This window comes from Nonomuraea sp. IBHARD001, assembly GCF_056106265.1.
This window is the reverse complement of sequence record NZ_JBWBBW010000002.1, coordinates 4,510,496-4,531,379: the sequence shown is the minus strand read 5'-3', so window position 1 is coordinate 4,531,379 and position 20,884 is coordinate 4,510,496. Positions and strand designations below refer to the sequence as shown.

The window sequence follows — 20,884 nt, the reverse complement described above, 5'->3', positions numbered from 1 at the left end:
CCACGAGCTTCGCGCGCGGAAACACACAAGGGCTGGGAGGTCCTTCGCCGTGCCCTTGGATATTCGGCGTCCACCACGTCCTGAGGAGAATGAGTGAAACCGGATTCATGGGTCCTACGTGCGCTGCGGTCGCACATGAACTCACCTCCACGCCCCCGGGGACACGCCACGGCGACCCACGGCCGGATCGTCGCGATCGTGATGTCCGTCGTGCTGGTCCTGGCCGGTGTCGCCCCGGTGCGGGCGGATACGCGGTACCTGTCCACGTGCTCGGGCGCCACGGCCGTCGGCGCCCAGACGACGGCCGGGCCGGGCAGAACGCTTCGCCTGATGTGCGCGGCCGCCGCCCCCGCGGCTCTGGCCGCGCTGGCCGCCGACGACGAAGACCTGATCGTGGCCATCGACATCCCAGCGGAAGAGCGTCGGTACGCCGAGGAGGAGGTAGCCAAGATCCACAGAGCCCAGGCGGCGGGCGCGTCGCTGGGCGACTATCTGACCTCCGTCATGCGCTCCTACGAACCGGGCGTCGTGCCCGCCTCGCAGGACGACCTCGCCTTCGACGGCTCCGTCCGGATGACCGGCACCGGGCTGGCCTTCACGATTCCGGCCGGCCAGGTCGGGACGACCGCCAACTGGTGGCAGAAGATCAAATCCGCCATGGTGGCGACCGTCGTCAGCCTCGCGGTCATCGGGGTATGCCTGTATTTCCTGGGCCTGACCGGGAGGGTCGCCCTGCTGGTGTGCGGAGCCATATTCGGGTTCGTGTTCGGCATGACCAACGAACTGATGCAGGCCCATTACGACGGCAGGTCGTTCAAGGACCCGGAGGTCTGGAAAGAGGCGTTCGCCATGGGAGTGGTCGGCGCCTTCCTCGCTTTCCTGGCGGCCGATGTGATTTCGGGACTGGTGCTCGAAGTCGAGCCGCTGGTCAAACTGTTCGCGAAGGCGCTGTGGGCCATGGTGTCGACGATGGGCGAGTACGCGAGGGTCCTCCAGTACTTGGGGCGCCTTTTCCAAGATATGAGCCCGGGGATTCGCCAGATGATCGAAAAGCTGCTGGGCGGTATCCGAGTGGCGACTCTGCGGCCGATGGCGCTGGGCTCCTCCACCACCTACGGCCAGCGCAGCTCCGACGGCAACGGCTACCGCGACACCGTCGATCAGGGCCTCAACCGGCTGATGGAGTCGAACCAGCCCACCGGGCCGGGGCCCAACGGCGACGCCACCCCGTACGTGGACTGGGTGGGCTCGGTCCGCGTGGGGACGATGGCCGATCGGGAGGTCGAAGGCTGGCCCGGCTACCAGATCAACGAGATCGCCGCCGAGGCGCGGTGTTCGGCCCAGGTGTTCAAGCCCAACCTCGTCACGCTGATCGCCGGCGGCAACGACGTGGTCAACAACTACCAGATGGACGGCGCGATCGGGCGGCTGCAGAGGTTGATCGAGCAGGTCGCCCGCGACACCCCGAAGGCCGTCATCCTGGTCGCCGGGATGCAGCCCTTCCACGACCCGGCCAGGAACGCGCGGGGCGAGGCGTTCACCGCGCAGATCCCCGGCCTGGTCGACCGGCTGGTCACACGCGGCCTGCGCGTGCAGTACACCGACATCAGCGCCCTGGACGCCTCCGACATCAGCACCGCCGACGGCATCCACCCCAACGACGAGGGGTACGCCAAGATCGGCGAGGCGTTCGTGAAAGCGGCCGGGCAGGCCTTCGACAAGGGATGGTACCGGCTCCCGGCCGAACAGGACCCCGACCAGGTGTCCGACGTCTGCGGTATGAAGGACGACGGCACGGGCGTCGGCGACGGGTCGAACAAGCTCGGCCCAGGCTGGGAGGACCGCGGCGTCATCCAAAAGCAGCAGTTCTCCGCCAGCAGCCGCTTTTGGATGGTCGACATCAACAAGGACCGCAAGGCCGAGTTCGTGGTGGTGGGTACCGACCAGAAGTTCCGGTTCTGGTGGAACGGCGGCCCCTCCGGTGCCTCAGGCTGGGTCCCCTTCGTCGAGGGGCAGAACTCCTACACACCCCCCGCCGGGGCGGTCGGCAACATGCTGCGCTTCGCCGACCTGGACGGTGACGGCTTCCCCGACTGCTCGATCGTCGGCCTGACCGGCCGGATCGACCTCTTCACCTGGAAGGCGGACAACCCGTCCGGATCTCGGATGTGCATGGACCACTACAAGGGGAGCACCACGGTCCTGACCGGTGGGGCGATCGGGAACCCGCTGGAGATCGACCCGGCCACGAAGATCCGCTTCGCGGACGTCACCGGCGGCGGACGCGACGACTACCTGCTGATCGAACCGGACGGCAGCACCACCGCCTGGTACAACAAGGGCCTGCAGGTGCATCGCACCCGCTCCTACCTGGAGTGGGAGGTCCCGCAGAGGATCAGCGGCCCGCTGGCCAGCCCCCGGGAGATCCGCTACGCCGACATCAACGGCGACCGGCGGGCCGACCGTATCCTGATCACCGCCAAGGGCGGCGCCCGCGCCTGGATCAACGAAGGACCCGGGGGCTCGGGCGGTACCTACCGCGACATCGGCAAGATCGCCGGTGACGCCGAGGTGCCTCCCAAGGACGTCCAGTTCGCCGACGTCAACGGCGACGGCAAGGCCGACTTCCTGCGCATCGGCTGGACCGGCGTCACCCACGCCTGGCTCAACAAACTCGCTCCCGACTACTTCTCCACTTTCCACCCCTAGCCAGGGCCGGTAACCCGCCGGGCCGCCCCGCTGATCGAGATACGCCGCTCCGGCGCATGCTGCCGGAGCGGCGTACGACGTTCTCCCTCCCACCCACGCAAGGCCTCGCAGCACTCCTCCCGGTCAAGGCGCCCCGCCCGTGCTGCCGGGATCGTCCAGTGCATCGCGGATCTGGGTGCGGGTGGTGATGCCGAGCTTGGGGAAGATGCGGTAAAGGTGGGCGCCGATCGTGCGCGGCGACAGGAACATGCGCTCGGCGATCTGGCGGTTGCTCAGCCCTTGGGCGGCCAGCCGGGCGATGCGTGTCTCCTGGCCGCTCAGCTTCACCGGCGCGGAGAGACCGGCGGGCTGCACGCCGGCGGCCCGCAGTTCGTCGCGGGCCCGCCCGGCCCACCGCGACGCGGACAGCTGTTCGAAGACCTCCATCGCCGCGACCAGATGCGGCCGGGCATGCGCGGTCCGGCGCCGTCGGCGCAGCCACCGCCCGTAGTCCAGCCGTACCAGCGCTCGCTCGAACGGCCATCGCTCGCAGGCCGGGTTCTCCAGCGCGCACAGGAAGTGCGCCTCGGCCTGCGGCGGCTCCAGCAGCGCGCGAGCATGGTAGGCCAGCATCCGCAGGCGGGGGGTGCCACCGCCCGCCACGATGGCCGCCACCGTCTTGGCCGACCTGGCTGCGTGCTCGCGGTGGCCGTCGCGGCCGGTGCGCACCGCGGCGGCGGCCAGCTCGGCCACCGCGTACGGCGACAGCAGGTAGTGGACCGGTTCGCCGTCGGCGTCGAACACCTTGGCCAGGTGCTCATAGGCGGCGGCCGGGTCATCGGCGTCGATGTCCAGCATGGCCAGCGCACGGTGCGCGCGTACGCCGATCTGCCCTACCTCCTCGAAGCCCGCCTCCAGGGCCGCGGTCAGCAGCGGGCGGGCCTCCGCCTGTCCGCGCAGGGCGGCGAGGGTGCCCAGCAGGGCACGGCTCAGCGCGAGGTGCATCCCCTTGTTCGGTTCGCCGGCCAGTTCGGCGGCTTCCCGGGCTTGATCCCACAGGCCCGCGTCCAGGTACGCGCAGGCGTGGTAGAAGATGCCGGCACCGGTACGGCGCGGCGCACCGTCGCCGCTCGCGGCGGGTGGCTCGGCGAGCAGCCGCAGCGCCTGATCGGTACGGTCGGTGAACAGCGCGAGCGTCCCGCCCAGCATCAGCCGTACTTGGTCGCGGCCGTGGTGCCGGGCGGTGTGCTCGATCACCTTCTCGATCTCCTCGTGCCGGGCGAGCGGATCGGGCAGGGCCCGCGCCCAGATCTCCTGCACGTCGGCGGGGTCGGCGGGCGGGGGCAGTTCGGCGGTCAGCCGCAGCACCCGCCGTCGGTGCCCGGCCGTACCCGACAGCAGCAGGGCGTTCGCCACCGCGATCGGTGCCCATCCATTGGCCGCCGGGCCGGTGCCGACCAGCGGGATCAGGGTGTCCAGGGCTTCGCTCAGCCGTCCCTGGTCCGACAGTGCCCGGCCGGTGACCAGCGACGCCGTCGCCTGTACGGCGGGATCGTCACTGAGAGCGGCGGCCTGTCCGCCCAGATGCAGCATGTGCTCGGTCAGATCGCTCAGCCACGCGTGCTGGGCGGCGGCCAGTAACCGCTGTGCCTTGAGCACGGGATCTGATGTGGTGGTCGCCGCGCGTTCCATCGCGGCCAGCGCCTCCACCGTGGCCCCGCGGGTATGTGCGCGAATCGAGGTCGCCAGCAGTTCGTCGGCCAGTTCCGCGTCGGGGGCGACGGCGGCGGCGGCTCGGTGCCAGGCTCGCCGGTCGGGATCGGCGGCGACGGCGGCCAGCGCCAGGTGAGCGGCCCGCCGGTCGGTGAACGGGGCGGCCTGGGCGACGGCCGAGCGCAGCAGCGGGTGCCGGAAGACGATCGTGGCCCCGTCGCCGGTGTTCTGCACCCAGATCAGGCCCTGCCGCTCGGCAGGCCGCAGCGCCTCCAGCCCGAGCTCACCGCTGAGCCCGCCGCCTGCCTGCAGGAGGGTCTGGAGGTTCACATGGCCGGCCAGCGCCGCCATCAGCAGCAGACGCATGGTCTCGCGCGGCAGCGCGGCCAGCTGGGAGGCGTACAACCGGCCGAGCCGCTCACTCGGCGGCAGTGCCTGCATCGGCCCGGCGTCGGCGGCCTCACCCGTTGCCTTGGCCAGCTCGATGACGGCGAGCGGGTTGCCCGCGGCCTCGGTCAGGAGCCGTTCACGCAGATGCCTGCCGGGGGCGCCCGGCTGACGGTCCAGCAGTCGCCGCGCGGCCGCGGGCGCCAGCGGCCCGACCTCGACCACCTCCAGCCCGCGCTCCCACCCGGGCGGCGGCCCGTCACCACGAGCCGCGCCCGCGAACGCGATCGGCTCACCGGCAAGACGGCGGGCCACGAAACCGAGCACCGCCAGCGACGCCCGGTCCAGCCAGTGCGCGTCGTCGGCCACCACCAGCAGCGGCGTACGCGCGGCCACCTCCGACAGCAGGCTCAGCACCGCCATGCCCACGGCGAACCGCTGCGGCGTACTCGCCCGCCCGGCCGGGGCGAAGACGGCCTCCAGCACAGCGGGTGTCGCGCCGCCCAGATCGTCCGCGGCATCGAGCACCGGGTGCAGCACCTGGTGCAGGCCCGCGAACGGCAGATCGCTCTCACTGCGGTCCCCGGCCGCGTACAGTACCCGCCGGCCGGAGCGCAGCGCCTCACCACGCAACGCCCGCAGCAAAGCGCTCTTCCCGACGCCCGCCGCTCCCACCACGACCATCGCCCGAGGTCCTGCGCCCGGAGTCAGCAGGTTCGCCAGCGCGCTCTGTTCGCGTTCTCGCCCGACGATCGCCTCGTCGTCGTGGTGCTCTTCGGCCATGTCACTCGCCTTGCCCTTCCCCTGCGGGTCGGCTTCGCGTACACGGTGCTCGTCCTGTGGTGGCGGTTCCGCGGGGCGTCCCGGTCAGGTGGCGGCGCGGGCGATCAACGGAGTGGCCCGCTCGGCGATCATGATGGTGGGGGCCTGGGTGTTGCCCCGGGTGATGACGGGCATCACGGAGGCGTCGGCGACGTACAGCGCGTCCATGCCGTGCACTCCCATGGTGGCCGGGTCGACGACGGCCCCGGCGTCGGCGCCCATCCGGCACGAGCCGACCGGGTGCCATTCGCTGCCGACGTTGCCGTCGATCCAGGTGTCGAGGGCCTGGTCGGACCAGTCGTGCGGGCTGAGCGCCTCGCCGCCGGTGGCCTTGGCGAGCGTGGTCGTGCGGAACAGGTCGCGTGCCCGCCGCAGGCCGGACCGCAGCCGGGCCCGGTCGGCGTCCTTGTCCAGGTACCCGGGGTCCACCAGCGGCGGCTCGGCCGGGTTCGCGCCGGCCAGCCGTACCGTGCCCCGGCTTTCGGGGGCGAGCAGGCTGACCGCGCAGGTGACGACCGGATCCTCGATCAGGGTCATCCCGGCGCTCATGCCGAGCAGCGTCAGCGTGAACTGGATGTCGGCGCTCGCGCAGCCGGGATCGCTGCGCAGCAGGGCGGCGGCCTGGGTGAGCGAGGCGAGCGGGCCGCGGCGCAGGAGGCGATAGTCGCGCAGGTCGTGCTCGGTCAGCGTGTTCCACAGCGGGCTGCCGTCGGTGACCGGCCAGAGCGGGGTCGCCATCGGGTGGTCCTGGAGGTTCGCACCCACGCCGGGGAGGCCGCGGACGACGCGGATGCCATGGTCGCCGAGGTGGTCGGCGGGGCCGATGCCGGAGAGCATGAGCAACTGAGGGGTACGCAGGGCCCCGGCGCAGAGCACCACGCCGCCGCGGGCGTGGATCTCCGCGCCGCCCGCGCGCACGCCGACCGCGCGCCCGTCCCGCACGACGACCGAGGTGACGTGCCGTCCGGCGGCGACGACCAGGTTGGGCCGGTCCCGGGCCGGTGCGAGGTAGCCGTCCACGACGCTGTGCCTGCGGCCGTCGCGGATGTTGCTCTGGATCAGGCCGACACCCTCGTCGGCCGGTCCGTTGAAGTCGTCGAGCAGCGGCAGCCCGTACTCGACACCGGCCGCAACGAAGGTGAGCGGCATCGGCCCGGCGTCCCGGACGGAGGTGACCGCCATCGGGCCGCCCACCCCGTGCCACGCGTCCGCCCCCCGGTCGTTGTCCTCGATGGCGCGCAGAACGGGCCGGACGTCACCCCAGCCCCACCCGGTCGCCCCCAGCGCCTGCCATTCGTCGTAGTCCTGGCGGCGGCCGTGGAACCACGCCATCATGTTCATACTGCTCGCGCCGCCGATGCCACGCCCTTGGGCCAGCCCGATCCGGCGACCGCCGAGCTTGTGCTGCGGCGTGGTCAGGTCGCCCCACGACGTGGGGCCGGCGAGTAATCGGAAGGCGTGACCGGGGGCACGGGCTTCGGGTTCCGTGCCGGTCGTCGTGCCTGCTTCCAGCAGCAGCACCCGGCGTCCGGGATCTTCGCTCAGCCGCGCCGCCACCACACATCCGGCGGCACCGGCCCCCACGACGATGAAGTCCGCCTCGGTGGGCAATGTGTCGTACGTGTCCAGCATTTCCGGCCTTCCCTTCGCGTGCAGTTCGTCGAACCCGTGCTCTATTGGGCTGAGCTTAACTCATCTCAATGTGATTCACTCATCTCAGTGAAGGGGTATGGTCCGGTCATCATGTCTGCCTATATCCAGAGCCGCCGCGCCGACTACGCCGAGGCCACCCGCCAGGCGATCATCGACGCGGCCCGCACCCTGTTCGCCAGCAAGGGATTCTTCGGCACCAAGGTCGACGAGATCGCCAAGGCCGCCCGCGTGGCCCCGGGGACCGTGTACGCGGCGGGCGGCAAGCACGGGCTGCTGCAGATCCTCGTCGACGAGTGGGGCACCGCCCCGATACTGCGCGAAAGCCTCGACCGGCTCGCCGCCCTGCGCGACCCCCACGAAATCCTGGCCGCCGTCGCCTCGGCCAGCCGTACCGTACGCGAGGCGCACGGCAGCGTCATGCGCGTCCTCATCGCCGCCGCCCCCCACGACGAGGTCGCCGCCGCAGGCCTGCGCAGCTCCACCGACCGCTATCGCGGGACGCTGACCGCCGTCGCCAGACGCCTGGACGAACTCGGAGCCCTCGCCGATGGCATGGACGTTCAGCGCGCGGCGGACGTGCTGTGGTTCTACTTCGGCTACAACGGCTACTTCACCCTGACCGAGGACAACGGCTGGCCCTTCGCCCAGGCAGAGGCCTGGCTCCGAGACCAGTGCACCCGAGCCCTCCTGGATCCCCCACCACCTCCTGGTACGGCAGCCGCCCTTCGTTAGGCGCCCCGGACGCGGGCGGTGTGCAGTTCGGGCCTGGTCGAGGACGCGTTCTGAAGGCCGCCGATCATGCGAGTGATCCCCGGCGGGCAGGTGCTCGGCGGCGTCGGCGAAAGTCGGCTCCACCTGATGGCATCGACGGTGGACGGCTCCCAGGACATGGTCCCCGCTGCAATACAGGGCATCCCGCCGGGCTTTGCCCGAGAACAACCGCACAGGCCGCTGAGCAGAAGCACCTCGGACGGCTCGGAGCGACGTAAGTCGGCCGGATTAAGTCGATCGACTGAAGCGCCGCCCCTGCTCCGGCTTCTACCCTGACGGTGCTCGCCCGATCTTCGAGCGAGGACAACCACGAGCCAAAGGCCTTGCCGAGGCTGTCGGCGCCCGGATGTCCTCCGGGTCGTGAGGAGCAGTCCGGCTGATGTACGCGGCCGAGGCCTTCGCGGCTCCGGGCGGCCCCTCGATCGGCATACGCCTGTGATGGGAGATCGCGTGCGTAGGATCGTTTCACTGCTCGCCGTCGCTCTGGCGGCTCTCATGACGTTGTCCCCCCTCGTGCCCGCCGAGGCCGTGCCTACGGCCTCAGCGGCGATCGCCTGGGCGCCGTGCCCGCGAAACCCCTCCGCCGAGTGCGGCAGACTTGCCGTACCTGTGGACTGGAAGAACCCCGGCGGCCCGACGATCGACCTGGCCGTGGCCAGGAGCAAGGCGACCGACCCGGCGGCCAGGGTCGGCTCGCTGCTGCTGCATCCCGGCGGCCCCGGTTCCTCCGGGGTCGGCTACGCGATCTCGCTGAACAACTTCAGCCCGGAGCTCAAGCGCCGGTTCGACATCGTGGGGTTCGACCCCCGTGGCGTGGAGGACAGCGGGCGCATCGTGTGCTCGGCCCAGCTGCTGTCGCAGTTCCCCGACCCGCTCATCGAGAGTCAGGCGGAGTTCGACGCCTGGCTCGACTACAGCAGGCGGTTACGCGCCGACTGCCGCGCCCGTACGGGACCGGTTTTCGACCATGTCGACAGCGTGAGCGTGGCCCGCGACATGGACGCGATCCGCGAGGCGCTCGGCGAGGAGAAGGTCACCTTCTACGGCCTCTCCTACGGCACGCTGGTCGGTCAGATGTACGCGGAGTTGTTCCCGCACCGGATCCGCGCCCTCGTCCTGGACAGCAATCTGGACCACAGCCTGAGCACCGGCCCCTACCTCTCCAGCTGGGCCACATTCGCCCAGGACAGTTTCGACGAGTTCGTCACGTGGTGCGAAGGGGAAAGCCGATGCGCGCTGCACGGCACGAACGTGCGCGCGTTCTGGGCTCGGCTGCTGAAGCGCGCCGACCGCGGCGAGATCCGCGCTCCGGGCGCCCCTGACAGGTCGCTCACCAGGCAGGACGTGATCCGCTACGTCTTCCGGGCGGGCTACGTGCCCGCGTGGTACGAACTGGCCGAACTGCTCGTCGCCCTGGACGCGGGCGCGCGCAAGCCACCCGCCTCCGCCGCCTGGCTGCTGGGTGACACGGCGGACTCGCGACAGGCTTCCGCAGCCGCAGAGCCGGATGTGCCCATATCCCTCCAGATCTTCTGTGAGGATTTTCGCTGGCCGATCCGCGACCACCGCGAGTACGCCCGACACCTCCGCCGCGCCAAGGCCGTCGCGCCGGACATGGGGATCGTCCCGACCAGCCTGACGCTCACCGCCCTGTGCCTGGGTGAACCGGATCCGATCCCGAATCCTCAGCACCGCCTGCGGGTGAAGGGCGGCCCGCCGCTGCTGCTCGTCAACGGGCTGCACGACCCGGCCACCGGCTACGCGTGGGCGCTCAACGCCGCCGCCCAGATCGGGAAGAAGACGCGGCTGCTCACCTACGAAGGGTGGGGGCACGGCGCCTATGGCTGTGGCGACTGTGTCACGGCCGCCGTCGACGCCTACCTGATCTCGCTGAGGCTACCCGCGCGCGGAACCCGGTGCCCGGCCGTACCGGTGGCGCCGCCCGACGCGGACGGTCGGCCCGCGCCGTCGGCTCTGCTGGCGGACATGCCGGACTAGACCGGGCCAGTACGGATGCTCTCACGCGGAACAAGACGCAGCGCGGTGGCGGCTGCGATCACGCACATGCCGATGGCGATCGCGATGGCCGCGAAGGTGCCCCTGCCAGGGTCTGTTGCGACGACCGCTCCGAGAAGTGCGACCCCGATGACCCCACCCGTCTGCCGCGCCGTGTTCAGCGCGCTCGATCCCATGTTCTGATGCCGATCGGGAGCGAACGTCATGACGGCAAGCGTCTGGGAGGGCGCGGAGAGCCCCATCCCGAGCGAGAAGACGCAGAACCCGGCCGCGATGAGCGGATACGGCGCGGATGCGACGGTAAGCGGCGCGAGCCCGATGGCCGAAAGCGCCATTCCGGTCGCCAAGCCGGTACGGGGGCCGAACGCGGTGATGAAGCGAGCGCCGAGAAAGGTCGCGGCGAGGGTCGCGGCCACGGTCAGGGGAAGGAAGGCCAAGCCGGTCTGCAAGGCCGAGTAGCCACGTACCTGCTGGAAGTTGAACGTGTAGACGATCAGCATCCCGTACAGCGTGAAGTTGTACGTCGCACCGCCGAGCAGACCGGCGAGCACCGGACGCGCGGCGATGATGGCAGGAGGCAGCAGGACCTGTCGCCCCTCCCGAGCCCAGGCGTACTGCGCCGCGACGAACACGACGAGGGCCAGGACGCCGCCCGCGAGAGCCGTGAGCACGGCGGGGTCGAGCCAGCCCGCGACACTCGACTCGACCAGCGCCCACACCAGGGCGGCGAGCCCGACGATCGCGAGGGCCTGCCCGCGCAGGTCGAACGACACGCGTTGCAGCGGAACCTCCGCCACGTGCCGGGCGACGAGCCAGCCGGTGGCGGCGGCGACCGGGAGGTTGAGCAGGAAGATGCTCCGCCAGCCGAGCGTGTCGACCAGCAGCCCGCCGATGAAGGGGCCGATCACGAAGCCGATACCGCCTACGCTCACCCAGATCGAGACCGCCCTGGTGCGTTCGGCCGATTCGGTGAAGATACGGCTGATCAGGGTCAGCGGCGCCGGGGCGAGCAGCGCTGCTCCCAGCCCTTGGCAGGCGCGGCCGAGGACGAGCAGGCCCGTGGTGGGAGCGACGGCGCAGGCGATCGAGGCGACGGCGAACACCGCCAGCCCGGTCAGATAGCCACGCCGGGCCCCGATCCGATCTCCGAGCCGACCCGCGGACAGCAGCAGCGCGGCGAACATGAGCGTGTAGGCGTCGATGGCCCACAGTCCGCCCGCCAGGCTCGCGTGCAGGTCGGTACGTATGACGGGGATCGCGACGTTGATGACGTTCGCTTCCATGATGATCAGTGCGGTGCCGAGACACAGGCCGGTGAGACCCAGTGTCCGGCTGGTGGTGGAAGCAGGCGGTGGCGGCCGATCGTGGGCAGCGTCAGGTGACACGGTCACTCCGATGGAAGGACGGGAAAACACCCGATGGAAGTACGGGAAACACGCACGACGGCTGTAGCGGGCTCCTCTACCGAGGGCGGCTACGGCCAATGGGCAGAGGGCAGGGGAGGGGAGGGGAGGGGCCCGGTGCCTGCGGTGTCGCTACCCGGTGGAGCTATGGCCGAGCGGGTAGCGACGGCGACCCCGAGTCCCGCAAGACGCCGGCCGGAGTCTTACGCGCATGGATTCGAATTACGCGCATAGGTTTCGAACTCGTCGAGAGCCCTGATCGACGGGTGAGGAAGTGGGGCGCCTGGGTTCAGTGCGTGCGCGGAGCGCTTGCCCGCAGAAGTGCGAGCACCCCTCTGATCGCGCGGTCGAAGGGCTCGACCGCCTGCGCCGCGCGGGCCAGGGCGTAGCCGCCCTGGATGACGGCGGCGATGGTGGAGGCGGTCTCGTCGACGTCCAGGTCACCGGCGAGCTCACCGGCCGCCACCCCTTCGGCGATCGTGCGCCGCAGGTGTTCGTGCAGCACCTCGAAGGCCTCCCGGATCGGTGCGCGCAAGGCGTCGTCGGCCATGACCTCCGGATCGGCGGTGAGCCGTCCCACGCTGCACCCGCGCAACACGTCGCGTTCGCGCCCCAGATATCCCTCGATGCGTTCGAGCGCGGTGCCGTCCACGGCGAACGCTTCGGCGACCTGCTGTTGCATCAGTTCCGCACTGCGCTTCTCGGCCGCCAGCACCAGGTCAGGCTTGCCGTCGAAGTGGTGGTACATACTGCCCTGGCCGACGCCGGAGCGCGCCAGGATCGCGGTCGGACTGGTGCCGACATATCCACGCTCCCACAGCAGTTGCCGCGTGCCCTCGATCAAGCGCTCGCGGGCGTTCGGTTTCATGGTGCCTCCCAGCAATGCGGTGCGGTGCCTGTCCCGGCCCGTCCTACAGGGCCGGATGCCGCAGGTGCCAGTCCGACTCACGCTGGTAAGCGTGGCCGAGCCGGATCAGCAGGTGTTCCTCGAACGGCCTGCCGACGAACTGGAACCCCAGCGGCATGTCATCCTCGCCGAAACCGCCCGGCAGGGTGATGGTCGGGGTACCGGCCATGTTGAACGGCGTGACGAAGCGCAGGTAGTCCGTCAGGGCTTCGGGATCGGCATACACCGCCTCCTTCTGCGCGAGTGTGAGGCTCGTGGTCGGCTGCACCGGTGCCAGCAGGACGTCCACGTCGCACAGGGTACGCGCCAGTGCGCCGGTGAACGCGAGCCGCTGATGGTGGGCGTGCATCAGCTCGATCGCGGAGACCGTGTGGCCGTGCGAGACGAGCCCGGCGATCGACCCGGGCGTGTCGGCCGAGCCGTACTCCGAAGCGCGTGAGGGATAGGTCTCCTGGTGGGCGATCGCGGCCTCGACACCGGCGTATCGGGCCCACATGGCGTTGATGGCGCCGGTATCCGGAAGGGTGACCTCGACGATCGTCGCACCCAGGCGGCGCAGTACGGCGATGACGTCGTCGAGCATGCCGATGGTCGTCTGGTCGACACGGGTCTCGTTGTACGCGCGATCCACCCCGATGCGTACCTCCCCGATCGGGGCGTCGAGGTCGGCCAGGTAGTCGGGCACCGGTACGGCGGCCGCGGTCGGGTCGTGCGCGTCCGCTCCGGCGATCGCGCCCAGGATGGCGGCCGCGTCCTGCGCCGAGCGCGCCATCGGGCCGACGTGGTCGAGGCTCGCGGCGAGCGCGAAGACGCCGTGCCTGCTCACCCGTCCCCACGTGGGCTTGATGCCGGTGACGCCGTTGGCCGCGGAGGGGTAGCGGATCGACCCGCCGGTGTCGGTGCCCAGGCAGCCGAAGCCGAGCCCGGCCGCCACCGCGACGCCCGAGCCGCTGGAGGAGGCGCCGGACCAGTACTCCGGGTTCCACGGGTTGAGCGGTGGGGGGACGGACGGGTGGTGCTCGGCGAACGCGCTCTCGGTGAGCTGCAACTTGCCGAGCAGTACGGCCCCGGCCTGCGCGAGACGCCGGACCACCGTCGCGTCGTAGGTGGGCACATGGCCGGAACGGATCGTGGTGCCTGCCGCGGTGACGATTCCGGCGGTGAAGCAGAGGTCCTTCACCGCGATCGGCACACCGTGCAGAGGACCTCGGTATTGGCCTGCCGCCAGCTCGGCCTCGGCGTTCCTGGCCTGCTCAAGGGCGAGGTCCGCCGTCACCGTGGCGTAGCTGCGCAGCACCGGATCGACCTGATCGATCCGCGCCAGCAGTGTCTCGGTCAGCTCCACCGGCGTGATCTCGCGTGCGCGTAGCTTCGCGGCGACGTCCAGCAGGCTTGCGTAGTGCACACGGTTGTCGTGTGCGGTGCGAGTGAGAGCCATGAGAGCACCATACATACTAGTATGTATGGTGTCGAGAGCCGGGGGAGTGGCTTCGACCGCGGCCGGGATTCATGAAGCGCTACGTACGCATACGTTCAGCGAAGCTCCTGGCCTTCTGCCGTTTCACCCAGCCGACGAAGCAGGTGCGCCCAGCCGCCGCCGGTCTCCTCCTCGAGTACGGCCGGCAGACCGCTGTGACGCAGGGTCAGCCTGGTGCCGTCACCGTCCGGCGTCAGGGTGACCTCGACCAGTGAGGCCTCAGGCGCGATGTCGGGCGCCCCCGGCGTGGCCTCCCAGCCGAAGGTGAAGACAAGACGCTCGTACGGCACGAGCTCCACGAACCGTCCGCGCATCACCGGACGCGGCCCCTCGTGCATCGCGACCCGCAAGGCGCCGCCGGGGCGGGCGTCCAGCTCGGCCGTACCCCACCACCGCGCCAGGCGTGCCGGGTCGGTGAAGAACCGCCAGACCGTCTCGGGACGCGCGCGGATGTGCAGTGTCTGCTCAATCGTCTCGCTCACAACGATCCCTTCACGTCCTGGTCGCCGGTGTACGCGCGTTCCTCCTGCTCGGCTTCGTACTGGAGGCGGCCGAGCGAGGCGGACCACATCGTCTGCAGGAACGTCACCGCCTCGGCCAGCCCTTGCGGACGTAGCCGATAGAAGCGGCGATTGCCCGCGCGGCGGACGTCGACGAGGCGGGCCGCTGTCAGCGTTCGCAGATGCTGGGACACCGCAGGGCGACTGATCTCGGGAAAGCGCTCGGCGATCTCGCCTGCCGACACCTCGCGATCCCGTACCAGGACGAGGATCGCCCGGCGGGTCGGATCCGCCACAGCGCGAAGCGCGTCGTCCATGGGTCACCGCCTTCGTTTGCGCACTGCCAGGACAGTATGTAAGTGTTTAAGCAACATCTTACACACGGACGACGACGAGGATCCGCCATGCCAGGAGACGACAACACCCGTACCCAGCGATCGGAGAACCGGCGCCTGAACGCACTGGTTGGCCGTTGGCGTTCACAGGGGCGTACGGCGGCCACCGCGAGCGAACCGGCGATCCGCATCGCCGGATCGGACACCTACGAGTGGCTGGCCGGCGAGCACTTCCTCATTCACCGTGTGGACGTGCGCATGAACGAGGAACACGTCGAGGTCATCGAGATGATCGGCCCCTACGATCCGGCGAGCCGGACGTACCCCATGCGCTCTTTCGACCATCACGGCAACTTCCTCACCATGTCGGCAAGCGTCGACGACAAGGGCGTCTGGACGTTCGCAGGCGAGACGGAACGGGCGACACTGGTGATCGCCGAAGACGGCGACTCCATGACGGCCGAATGGGAACGCACCGACGACGGCACGACCTGGCAGCACTGGATGACCATGAGCTTCACGAAAGCCTCCAGCCCCAGCCCTCACCAGGGAAACCACCACGTCCCGACAGGGCAGATCGTCAGTACCCGGTCGCAGTAAGGCGTCGCAGTGCGTCACGAGCGGGTGGGCCCCATGTGGCCTTGCCGCCCGGGCGGCCGTGCACTCCGGCGTCGCCGATGCCGAGGCAAGCGAGAGCCTTCAGTACGGCCAAGCCGCGCGCACGGCGAAGGGTATCGGCGTCCGGGGCCGGCCGGTAGGCGGCGTGGAAGCGGTCGATCGCGCCGTCGGGGAGCAGGATCCACGCGGCGGCGAGGTCGTAGGCCGGGTCGCCCGCGAACATGTCGCCGAAGTCGATCACGCCGCTGATGGTGCCGTCCGTGGTGAGGACGTTGGCCGGATGCAGATCGCCGTGGAGCCAGAGGGCAGGGCCGTCCCAGTCGGCCGCGGCCACGGCGTCGTCCCAGACAGCGCGAACGGCTTCAGGGTCGGAGATCAGCCCACTGTCGGCAGCCCAAGCAAGTCCGGCAGCGAAGCCCTCGGCGTAGTGACGCAGAGGCCCGCCGCGGCCCCGCCCGGCGGGCGCTTGCTCGGGAGCCGGTTGATGCAAAGCCGTCAGAAAGGCGGCCAAAGCATCGGCGGCCTCAGCGCCGCAGGTGGCAGGCGCACGGTCGGCGGGCTCACCCGGCACCCAGGTGGTCACGATCCAGCACTGCGGAAACAGAGCCGAGGGCTCGCCGAGCCGCTGCGGGACGGGAACCGGCAGCGGAAGCCGCGCGGCAAGCGAGGGCAGCCACGTGTACTCCTTGAGCAGCAACTCCGCTGCGGACCCCGTCGCCCAGGGCAACCGCACGGCGAGATCGTCACCGAGGCGCCACAGCTGGTTGTCCCACCCACGCGCGCCGAATGTCACCGGGCGATCGGCCAAGTCGGGGTGCTGGTCACGAAGCAACCGCCGTACCAGCTCAGCACCGATCTCGATCTCAGTGTGCGTCATGCAGGACAACAGTAGTCGGGAGAAACCGGCCGATTCCGGGCTGAGGGCGAGGCAACAGTGCGATCGGGGTCTCTACGGGCTGTCTCACGTGTGGTCAGGGCCCGTCGCTTGTCAGGACCCGTCGCTTGTCAGGGCCCATCGCGGACGGCTCGTGGTTCGCTGTGTTCGCTGTAGTGCACTGGGCTTTGAGGGGCCGCGCGTACTGGATCTTGCCCTCGGGGTGGGCGAAAGGATGGCCGACGTGCTGACCGCCGGGCTTCGGCGACAACGCGGGCGGCGCGGGCGGCGCGTTCGGTGGTGAAGGTGTGCTCCATCTTCGACGCGTCGACGCGGGGGCTTCGCGCGTCGGCCGGATGTTCGGATAGCCCGGATGGCCGGTTCAGGGGCTGAGATCCGCGCTCAGGATTTCGGGCGCTCCTTGACGCCCGCCTCCAGCAGATCGACCACCTCGGCGATCCGCTGCGCCCGCACCTCGGGCCGGCCCTTGGTCGCCTCGATCCAGCGCAGATAGGCCCGCCGGTAGAACTGGGCGAGGGCGTCGAAGAAGGCACCCGCCGCCGGGCTGGCCTCCAGCGCCGCCGCGACATCATCGGCGAGATCGGCCCGTTGCGGCCCCTCCGGGATGAGCGCCACGCTCACCTGCTCGCCGGGCTGAAGACCGCAGCGCAGCCAGGCCGGGCCGAGCAGGAAGCCGCGTTCCCCCTGGTGTTCGACGATTACCGCACGGATGCCCATGTCGTTCACCGTGCCGCTCACGTGATGGACCGGCTTGGGCGCCCACACCTGGTCCGGATCGAACGGCACCGGCACGAACAGACGCCCGCGCCCGCCCGATCGACTGTCGGTGGTGTAACGCTGTTGCTCCACGCTCCGATCCTGCCACGAGTGGCCCCCACCCGCTGCCGCCACTTGCGGCGATGCGCACGTCACACCCCGAACCAGGGCCGACCCGGGCTGACAGCGTCACAGATCAACCGTCTGGCGCACGGCCGCTCGGTGAGCGCGGGCGAAGCCCTGACGCTCCTGCCTTCGCCCGCCTGGAAGCACCGGGCAGTACCGCGAGAGCACGCCATCGAAGCGCCGCACCTCCCGCCTCCCGCAGGGCGGTGCCGACATCCCGCGGCTGTTCCTCGCCCGCCAAGGGCGTTGTCATACCCGCACCAGCCATCTACGCTATTCCGTAACTACGGACCAGCATAGGAGAGTGTAATGAGCGCGGACAAACTCGCCGAATTCGAGCGCCGGATCGCCCACCTGGAAAGTCGAATCGACACCGTAGCCCCACCACACCCCCCGAAGGCGCCGCCCCTCACCACGGCAGCCGCCGGCATGCTCCGCCAGGCGAAGCAGGACAACAGTCTCGGCACCGTGAGCTACGCCGGAGCAGCCCGACTGGCCGGCGGCGAGAGTCTCTGGGACAGGCAGCATTCCCTCGCCGAGCTGCTGTCGGCCGATTGGACACCGGTGGCCACCATCCTGGAGACCCTGGGCAGCCGACCGCGCCTGGCGCTGCTCGCCGCACTCGTACAACAAGGCCGACGCACCAGCACCGACCTCCAGGACTCCCTCGCCGGAGACGGCGAGCAGAGCACGAGCGGCCAGCTCTACCACCACCTGCGCGCACTCCAGAGCGCCAGGCTGATCACACAACGCAAGCGCGGCGAGTACGAACTCGCACCTCAGGCCACGACCCAGGTCCTCACCATCCTCGCCGCCGCGTTCGACCTGGCCAACGACCCCCCGCTCGGCCCACCAGCCGACCTTCCCACCCCGCAATGACCAAGCAGGCACCTGGCCTCCGGTCAGTGGCCAGGAATGCCTGAAGCTATCCGGCCGGACCGCATCAGCGCCTGCGCCTGCGCCTGCCGAGACACCACCATCCGTGCTCCGAAGGGATCACGACAGGCGGATGGTGCTAGGGCTGTGGCGGTGGTCGCGCATGACGACGTGCCCGGAGCGCTCGGCGGCCGTGCAACCGGGCCCGTGCACGTCAAGGCTTTCAAGGTCGACGGGGAGCGCGGCGGATGCGGTCAGGACTGCCTTTGGCCGCCCGGTACTGCCGGCGGTCAGGAAAACGTAGAATGGAGCACTTTCTCGATTATCAGGTATCGCCTTCTGGCTACCCGCGGCCATGACGAATGCATTTTCAGCGAAATGCTGTTCGCCATGCCTCCTCGTTCTCCGTGCTCAAATACAAAACAGCATTCGTTTGTCCGATGAGCCGAACGAGCCGCGCGACGGGCCGGCCACCCAGGCATCCAGCCTAAACAGCGTCGGCGTTCAACAGTGCCAGAAGGGCGACAAAGACGTCGGTGTTCGCTCGACGCGTACTGCTATCACATCACCGGCGACCATACCCACGACGAAGCGCACGTCAGCGGTTATGTTCGCACGACGAACCAGCTCGTGGTAGGGGAGCGAGGTATCCCGGTATCGTACGGCCGTCCTGCGGGCAGCCGTCGTCACCAGTCGATCGATGGGCTATCCCGACGGATAGTCCATTCGCGGGCCGTGCAGGACCGACAACGGTAAACCCCTCCCGACCGCGAATTCCTCCACGCGAAGTTGTGAAGCTCCGTCTCCTCTGTCCCGACCGTAGACTATGAGATATTTATGCGTCTCTACCGATGGGAAATCAATGCCGAAGGTTGTCGAAGCCAGGGCGGTGAAAGTCGTTCTGGGAGCAGTCACCGTCGTCGACAATTTCAGCCTCAGCGTGCAGCAGGGTGAGGCCGTCGCGCTGATGGGTGCCAACGGTGTGGGCAAGTCGACATTGCTGCGCTGCCTCGCCGGGCTGGAACGCGAACGGGCCGGAGAGATCCTTGTCTTCGGCGAACCGCCCCGTGACGACGAGGCGTTCTGGCGCGATGTCGGGATCGTCACCGAAGAACAGGCCTGGTACCCATGGCTGACCACCTGGGAGCACCTCGAACTCGTGGGGCGCATTCACGGTCACGGCCTTGATCCCAAGGACCTGCTGGAGACGTTCGGGCTGGCCGACCGGGCCGACGTCGCGCCGATGATGCTCTCGACCGGGCAGCGGCAACGCCTGTCCCTGGCAGCCGTACTGGCCAGACCGAGCAGGCTGCTGCTCCTCGATGAACCCGAGCAGGGCCTCGACCGGGCTTTCCGCCGGACACTCGGCGCGCTGCTGGCCGACTACGCCCGCGACGGAGGCACCGTGGTACTGGCCTCCCACGACGAGCAGCTGGTCGAGGCCGTCGGGGCACGGGTCGTCACGCTCGACGGCGGGGCGCGCTGATGGTCGCCCAACTCACCCGGCGCAACCGCCGACGGCGCAGGCCCGGCTGGCAGCAGGCCTACTACTGGCTGACCGTCCTCGCGCTTGCCGCCGCGATCGGCGTTCCTCAGGCGATCACGTTCGCGTCCTGGATCTTCGACGGCTCCGGCGGCGGCGATCCCGTGCCCGCGCTGGCACTCCTGCTGGCGCTCCTGGCCGGGCTGCTCCTGCTCCTGGCCTGGGTGGGGCCGGTGGTGGCCTCACCTGCCGACCTGCGGTGGCTGGTCCTCTCACCACTGAACCGCCGCCAGGTCCTGACGAGGAGCACTGCGGCGCTGCTCGTCTCCCTGACCATCGCCGGGCTGCTCCTGGGGGCGCTGGGCACGGGGCTCTTCGCCCGCCCGCAGGACGTGGTGGCGGGCGCGGCTCTGGGCGTCGCCGTCACGCTCTCGGCGGGGGCCGCGGCGACGATCCTGCAGGCGAGGCAGGCATGGAACGGCTGGCTCCGGCTTGCCGCGCTGGTCCTGGCCGTACTCGCCGGGCTCCTCGCCTGGCTCCGCCCCGCCCTGCCCTCGCTGCCCGTCGCCGTCCTCGCGTACCTGACGCCGGTGATCGCCGCGCTCCTGGTCTGGCGGGCCTGGCGTGTGGTGGAGCGCTTCCCGGCCCGCGCCCTGCTGGACGCCTCCGCCCAGATGGGGACGCTGGCGACCGCCTCCTTCAACCTCGAACCCGCCGTGCTGACCTCGCTCGCGGAGCAGCGTTTCTGGCGCTCCCAGCGGTTGCACTCCCGTCCCTGGCCCAGCGGCGGCCGCACGGCGATCGTGTGGTCGGACGCCCGCATGCTGAGCCGCCGCCCAGGACGCCTGGCCGTACTGGCGGCGCTGACCTGCCTGCCCGTGCTCATCCGGCTGACCGGAGGGGCGGCGGGAGTGGCGATGCTCGTGCTCTTCTGCGGTGGGCTGGCCGCCGCCACGACGGGAGCGGCCGGTGCGCGCTGGGACGCTCAGCATCCCGAGCTGGCCCGCATGTTCAACACCCGGCGCTCGCCCGCCAGAACGATCATGCCCGCCGTACTGGCGGGCGTCTGGGTGGGCACGGCGTTCGCACTGCTGTCCGCCGCCGGCTTCGCCCCGGGGTGGAGCTGCCTGTACGGCGTGGCCGCCGCGCCGGGATTCGCGCTGGGTGGGCTGCGCATGGCCAGGCGCGGCCCGATCGACCATGCGACGCCTGTCATCGACCTGGGCTTCGGCGGTATCCCCACCGGCCCCGTGCTGTGGGCGATCGCCGGTACCGATCTCGCGATCCTGGCCGCCGTACCGATGTTCGTTGGGCTGAGCCCGGCCTCGTGGGTGATCCAGGCGGCGCTGGGGCTCGTCCTGCTCGGCGTCGCGAGCCTCCGCCGCTGATCCTCCTCGTTCTCCAGGGCGAGGCAATTTCCGTCCCATGTGGGGCTGTGAAGCCCTCGAACTCGGCGTG

16 protein-coding genes are annotated in these 20,884 nt (G+C 70.1%); 7 read left to right on the top strand and 9 right to left on the bottom strand.

From position 1 onward, the window contains the following. Positions 1-201: 201 nt before the first annotated feature. Positions 202-2,709, top strand: a complete 2,508-nt coding sequence (locus ACTWNK_RS22795; protein WP_474310957.1) for an FG-GAP-like repeat-containing protein — start codon at positions 202-204, stop codon at positions 2,707-2,709. 123 nt (positions 2,710-2,832) lie between these two features. On the opposite strand, the gene ACTWNK_RS22790 is transcribed toward ACTWNK_RS22795, so the two are convergent. Then, positions 2,833-5,571: a helix-turn-helix transcriptional regulator gene (locus ACTWNK_RS22790; RefSeq protein ID WP_474306495.1), complete on the bottom strand. Its 2,739-nt coding sequence runs from the start codon at positions 5,569-5,571 to the stop codon at positions 2,833-2,835. An 84-nt stretch (positions 5,572-5,655) separates the two neighbouring features. Next, the gene (locus tag ACTWNK_RS22785; protein WP_474306494.1) at positions 5,656-7,242 is read right to left on the bottom strand and encodes a GMC family oxidoreductase; all 1,587 of its coding nucleotides are present in this window, start codon (positions 7,240-7,242) and stop codon (positions 5,656-5,658) included. Positions 7,243-7,353: 111 nt separating this feature from the next. On the opposite strand from ACTWNK_RS22785, the gene ACTWNK_RS22780 reads away from it, so the two are divergent. Both ACTWNK_RS22780 and ACTWNK_RS22775 read left to right on the top strand, forming a co-directional pair. Continuing rightward, entirely contained in the window at positions 7,354-7,995 is a 642-nt protein-coding gene (locus ACTWNK_RS22780) for a TetR/AcrR family transcriptional regulator (RefSeq protein ID WP_474306493.1), read from the top strand. A 489-nt stretch (positions 7,996-8,484) separates the two neighbouring features. Then, positions 8,485-10,032: an alpha/beta hydrolase gene (locus tag ACTWNK_RS22775; RefSeq protein WP_474306492.1), complete on the top strand. Its 1,548-nt coding sequence runs from the start codon at positions 8,485-8,487 to the stop codon at positions 10,030-10,032. Here the strand turns inward: ACTWNK_RS22775 and ACTWNK_RS22770 are convergent. The 5 genes from ACTWNK_RS22770 to ACTWNK_RS22750 form a co-directional block, all read right to left on the bottom strand. Next, complete coding sequence (locus ACTWNK_RS22770; protein ID WP_474310956.1) at positions 10,029-11,435, bottom strand: MFS transporter; 1,407 nt, start codon at positions 11,433-11,435, stop codon at positions 10,029-10,031. The two genes, ACTWNK_RS22775 and ACTWNK_RS22770, sit on opposite strands and share 4 nt — an antisense overlap. Before the next feature lie 307 nt (positions 11,436-11,742). Further along, on the bottom strand, positions 11,743-12,321 hold the full coding sequence (locus tag ACTWNK_RS22765) for a TetR/AcrR family transcriptional regulator (protein WP_474306491.1): 579 nt from the start codon (positions 12,319-12,321) through the stop codon (positions 11,743-11,745). Positions 12,322-12,364: 43 nt separating this feature from the next. Then, a complete protein-coding gene (locus ACTWNK_RS22760) occupies positions 12,365-13,798 on the bottom strand; it encodes an amidase (protein WP_474306490.1) in 1,434 nt (477 codons plus the stop codon). Between the two features lie 95 nt (positions 13,799-13,893). Further along, complete coding sequence (locus ACTWNK_RS22755) at positions 13,894-14,319, bottom strand: SRPBCC family protein (protein WP_474306489.1); 426 nt, start codon at positions 14,317-14,319, stop codon at positions 13,894-13,896. After that, positions 14,316-14,654 carry an ArsR/SmtB family transcription factor gene (locus ACTWNK_RS22750; protein WP_474306488.1) on the bottom strand — a complete coding sequence of 113 codons (339 nt, stop codon included), beginning with the start codon at positions 14,652-14,654 and terminating at the stop codon, positions 14,316-14,318. Before ACTWNK_RS22750 ends, ACTWNK_RS22755 begins: the two co-directional genes overlap by 4 nt. Before the next feature lie 87 nt (positions 14,655-14,741). On the opposite strand from ACTWNK_RS22750, the gene ACTWNK_RS22745 reads away from it, so the two are divergent. Then, on the top strand, positions 14,742-15,272 hold the full coding sequence (locus ACTWNK_RS22745) for a DUF1579 family protein (RefSeq protein WP_474306487.1): 531 nt from the start codon (positions 14,742-14,744) through the stop codon (positions 15,270-15,272). Here ACTWNK_RS22745 and ACTWNK_RS22740 read toward each other — a convergent pair. Both ACTWNK_RS22740 and ACTWNK_RS22735 read right to left on the bottom strand, forming a co-directional pair. Next, positions 15,253-16,167: a phosphotransferase gene (locus tag ACTWNK_RS22740; RefSeq protein ID WP_474306486.1), complete on the bottom strand. Its 915-nt coding sequence runs from the start codon at positions 16,165-16,167 to the stop codon at positions 15,253-15,255. The two genes, ACTWNK_RS22745 and ACTWNK_RS22740, sit on opposite strands and share 20 nt — an antisense overlap. Before the next feature lie 399 nt (positions 16,168-16,566). Continuing rightward, positions 16,567-17,034, bottom strand: coding sequence for a YdeI/OmpD-associated family protein (locus ACTWNK_RS22735; RefSeq protein ID WP_474306485.1), 468 nt, complete (start codon positions 17,032-17,034; stop codon positions 16,567-16,569). 342 nt (positions 17,035-17,376) lie between these two features. On the opposite strand from ACTWNK_RS22735, the gene ACTWNK_RS22730 reads away from it, so the two are divergent. From ACTWNK_RS22730 to ACTWNK_RS22720, 3 genes are all read left to right on the top strand, one after another. Then, the gene (locus tag ACTWNK_RS22730; protein ID WP_474306484.1) at positions 17,377-17,946 is read left to right on the top strand and encodes an ArsR/SmtB family transcription factor; all 570 of its coding nucleotides are present in this window, start codon (positions 17,377-17,379) and stop codon (positions 17,944-17,946) included. 886 nt (positions 17,947-18,832) lie between these two features. After that, complete coding sequence (locus ACTWNK_RS22725) at positions 18,833-19,429, top strand: ABC transporter ATP-binding protein (RefSeq protein ID WP_474306483.1); 597 nt, start codon at positions 18,833-18,835, stop codon at positions 19,427-19,429. Then, the gene (locus ACTWNK_RS22720; protein WP_474306482.1) at positions 19,429-20,814 is read left to right on the top strand and encodes a DUF6297 family protein; all 1,386 of its coding nucleotides are present in this window, start codon (positions 19,429-19,431) and stop codon (positions 20,812-20,814) included. The genes ACTWNK_RS22725 and ACTWNK_RS22720 overlap by 1 nt, the downstream gene beginning before the upstream one ends. The last annotated feature ends 70 nt before the right edge of the window (positions 20,815-20,884 follow it).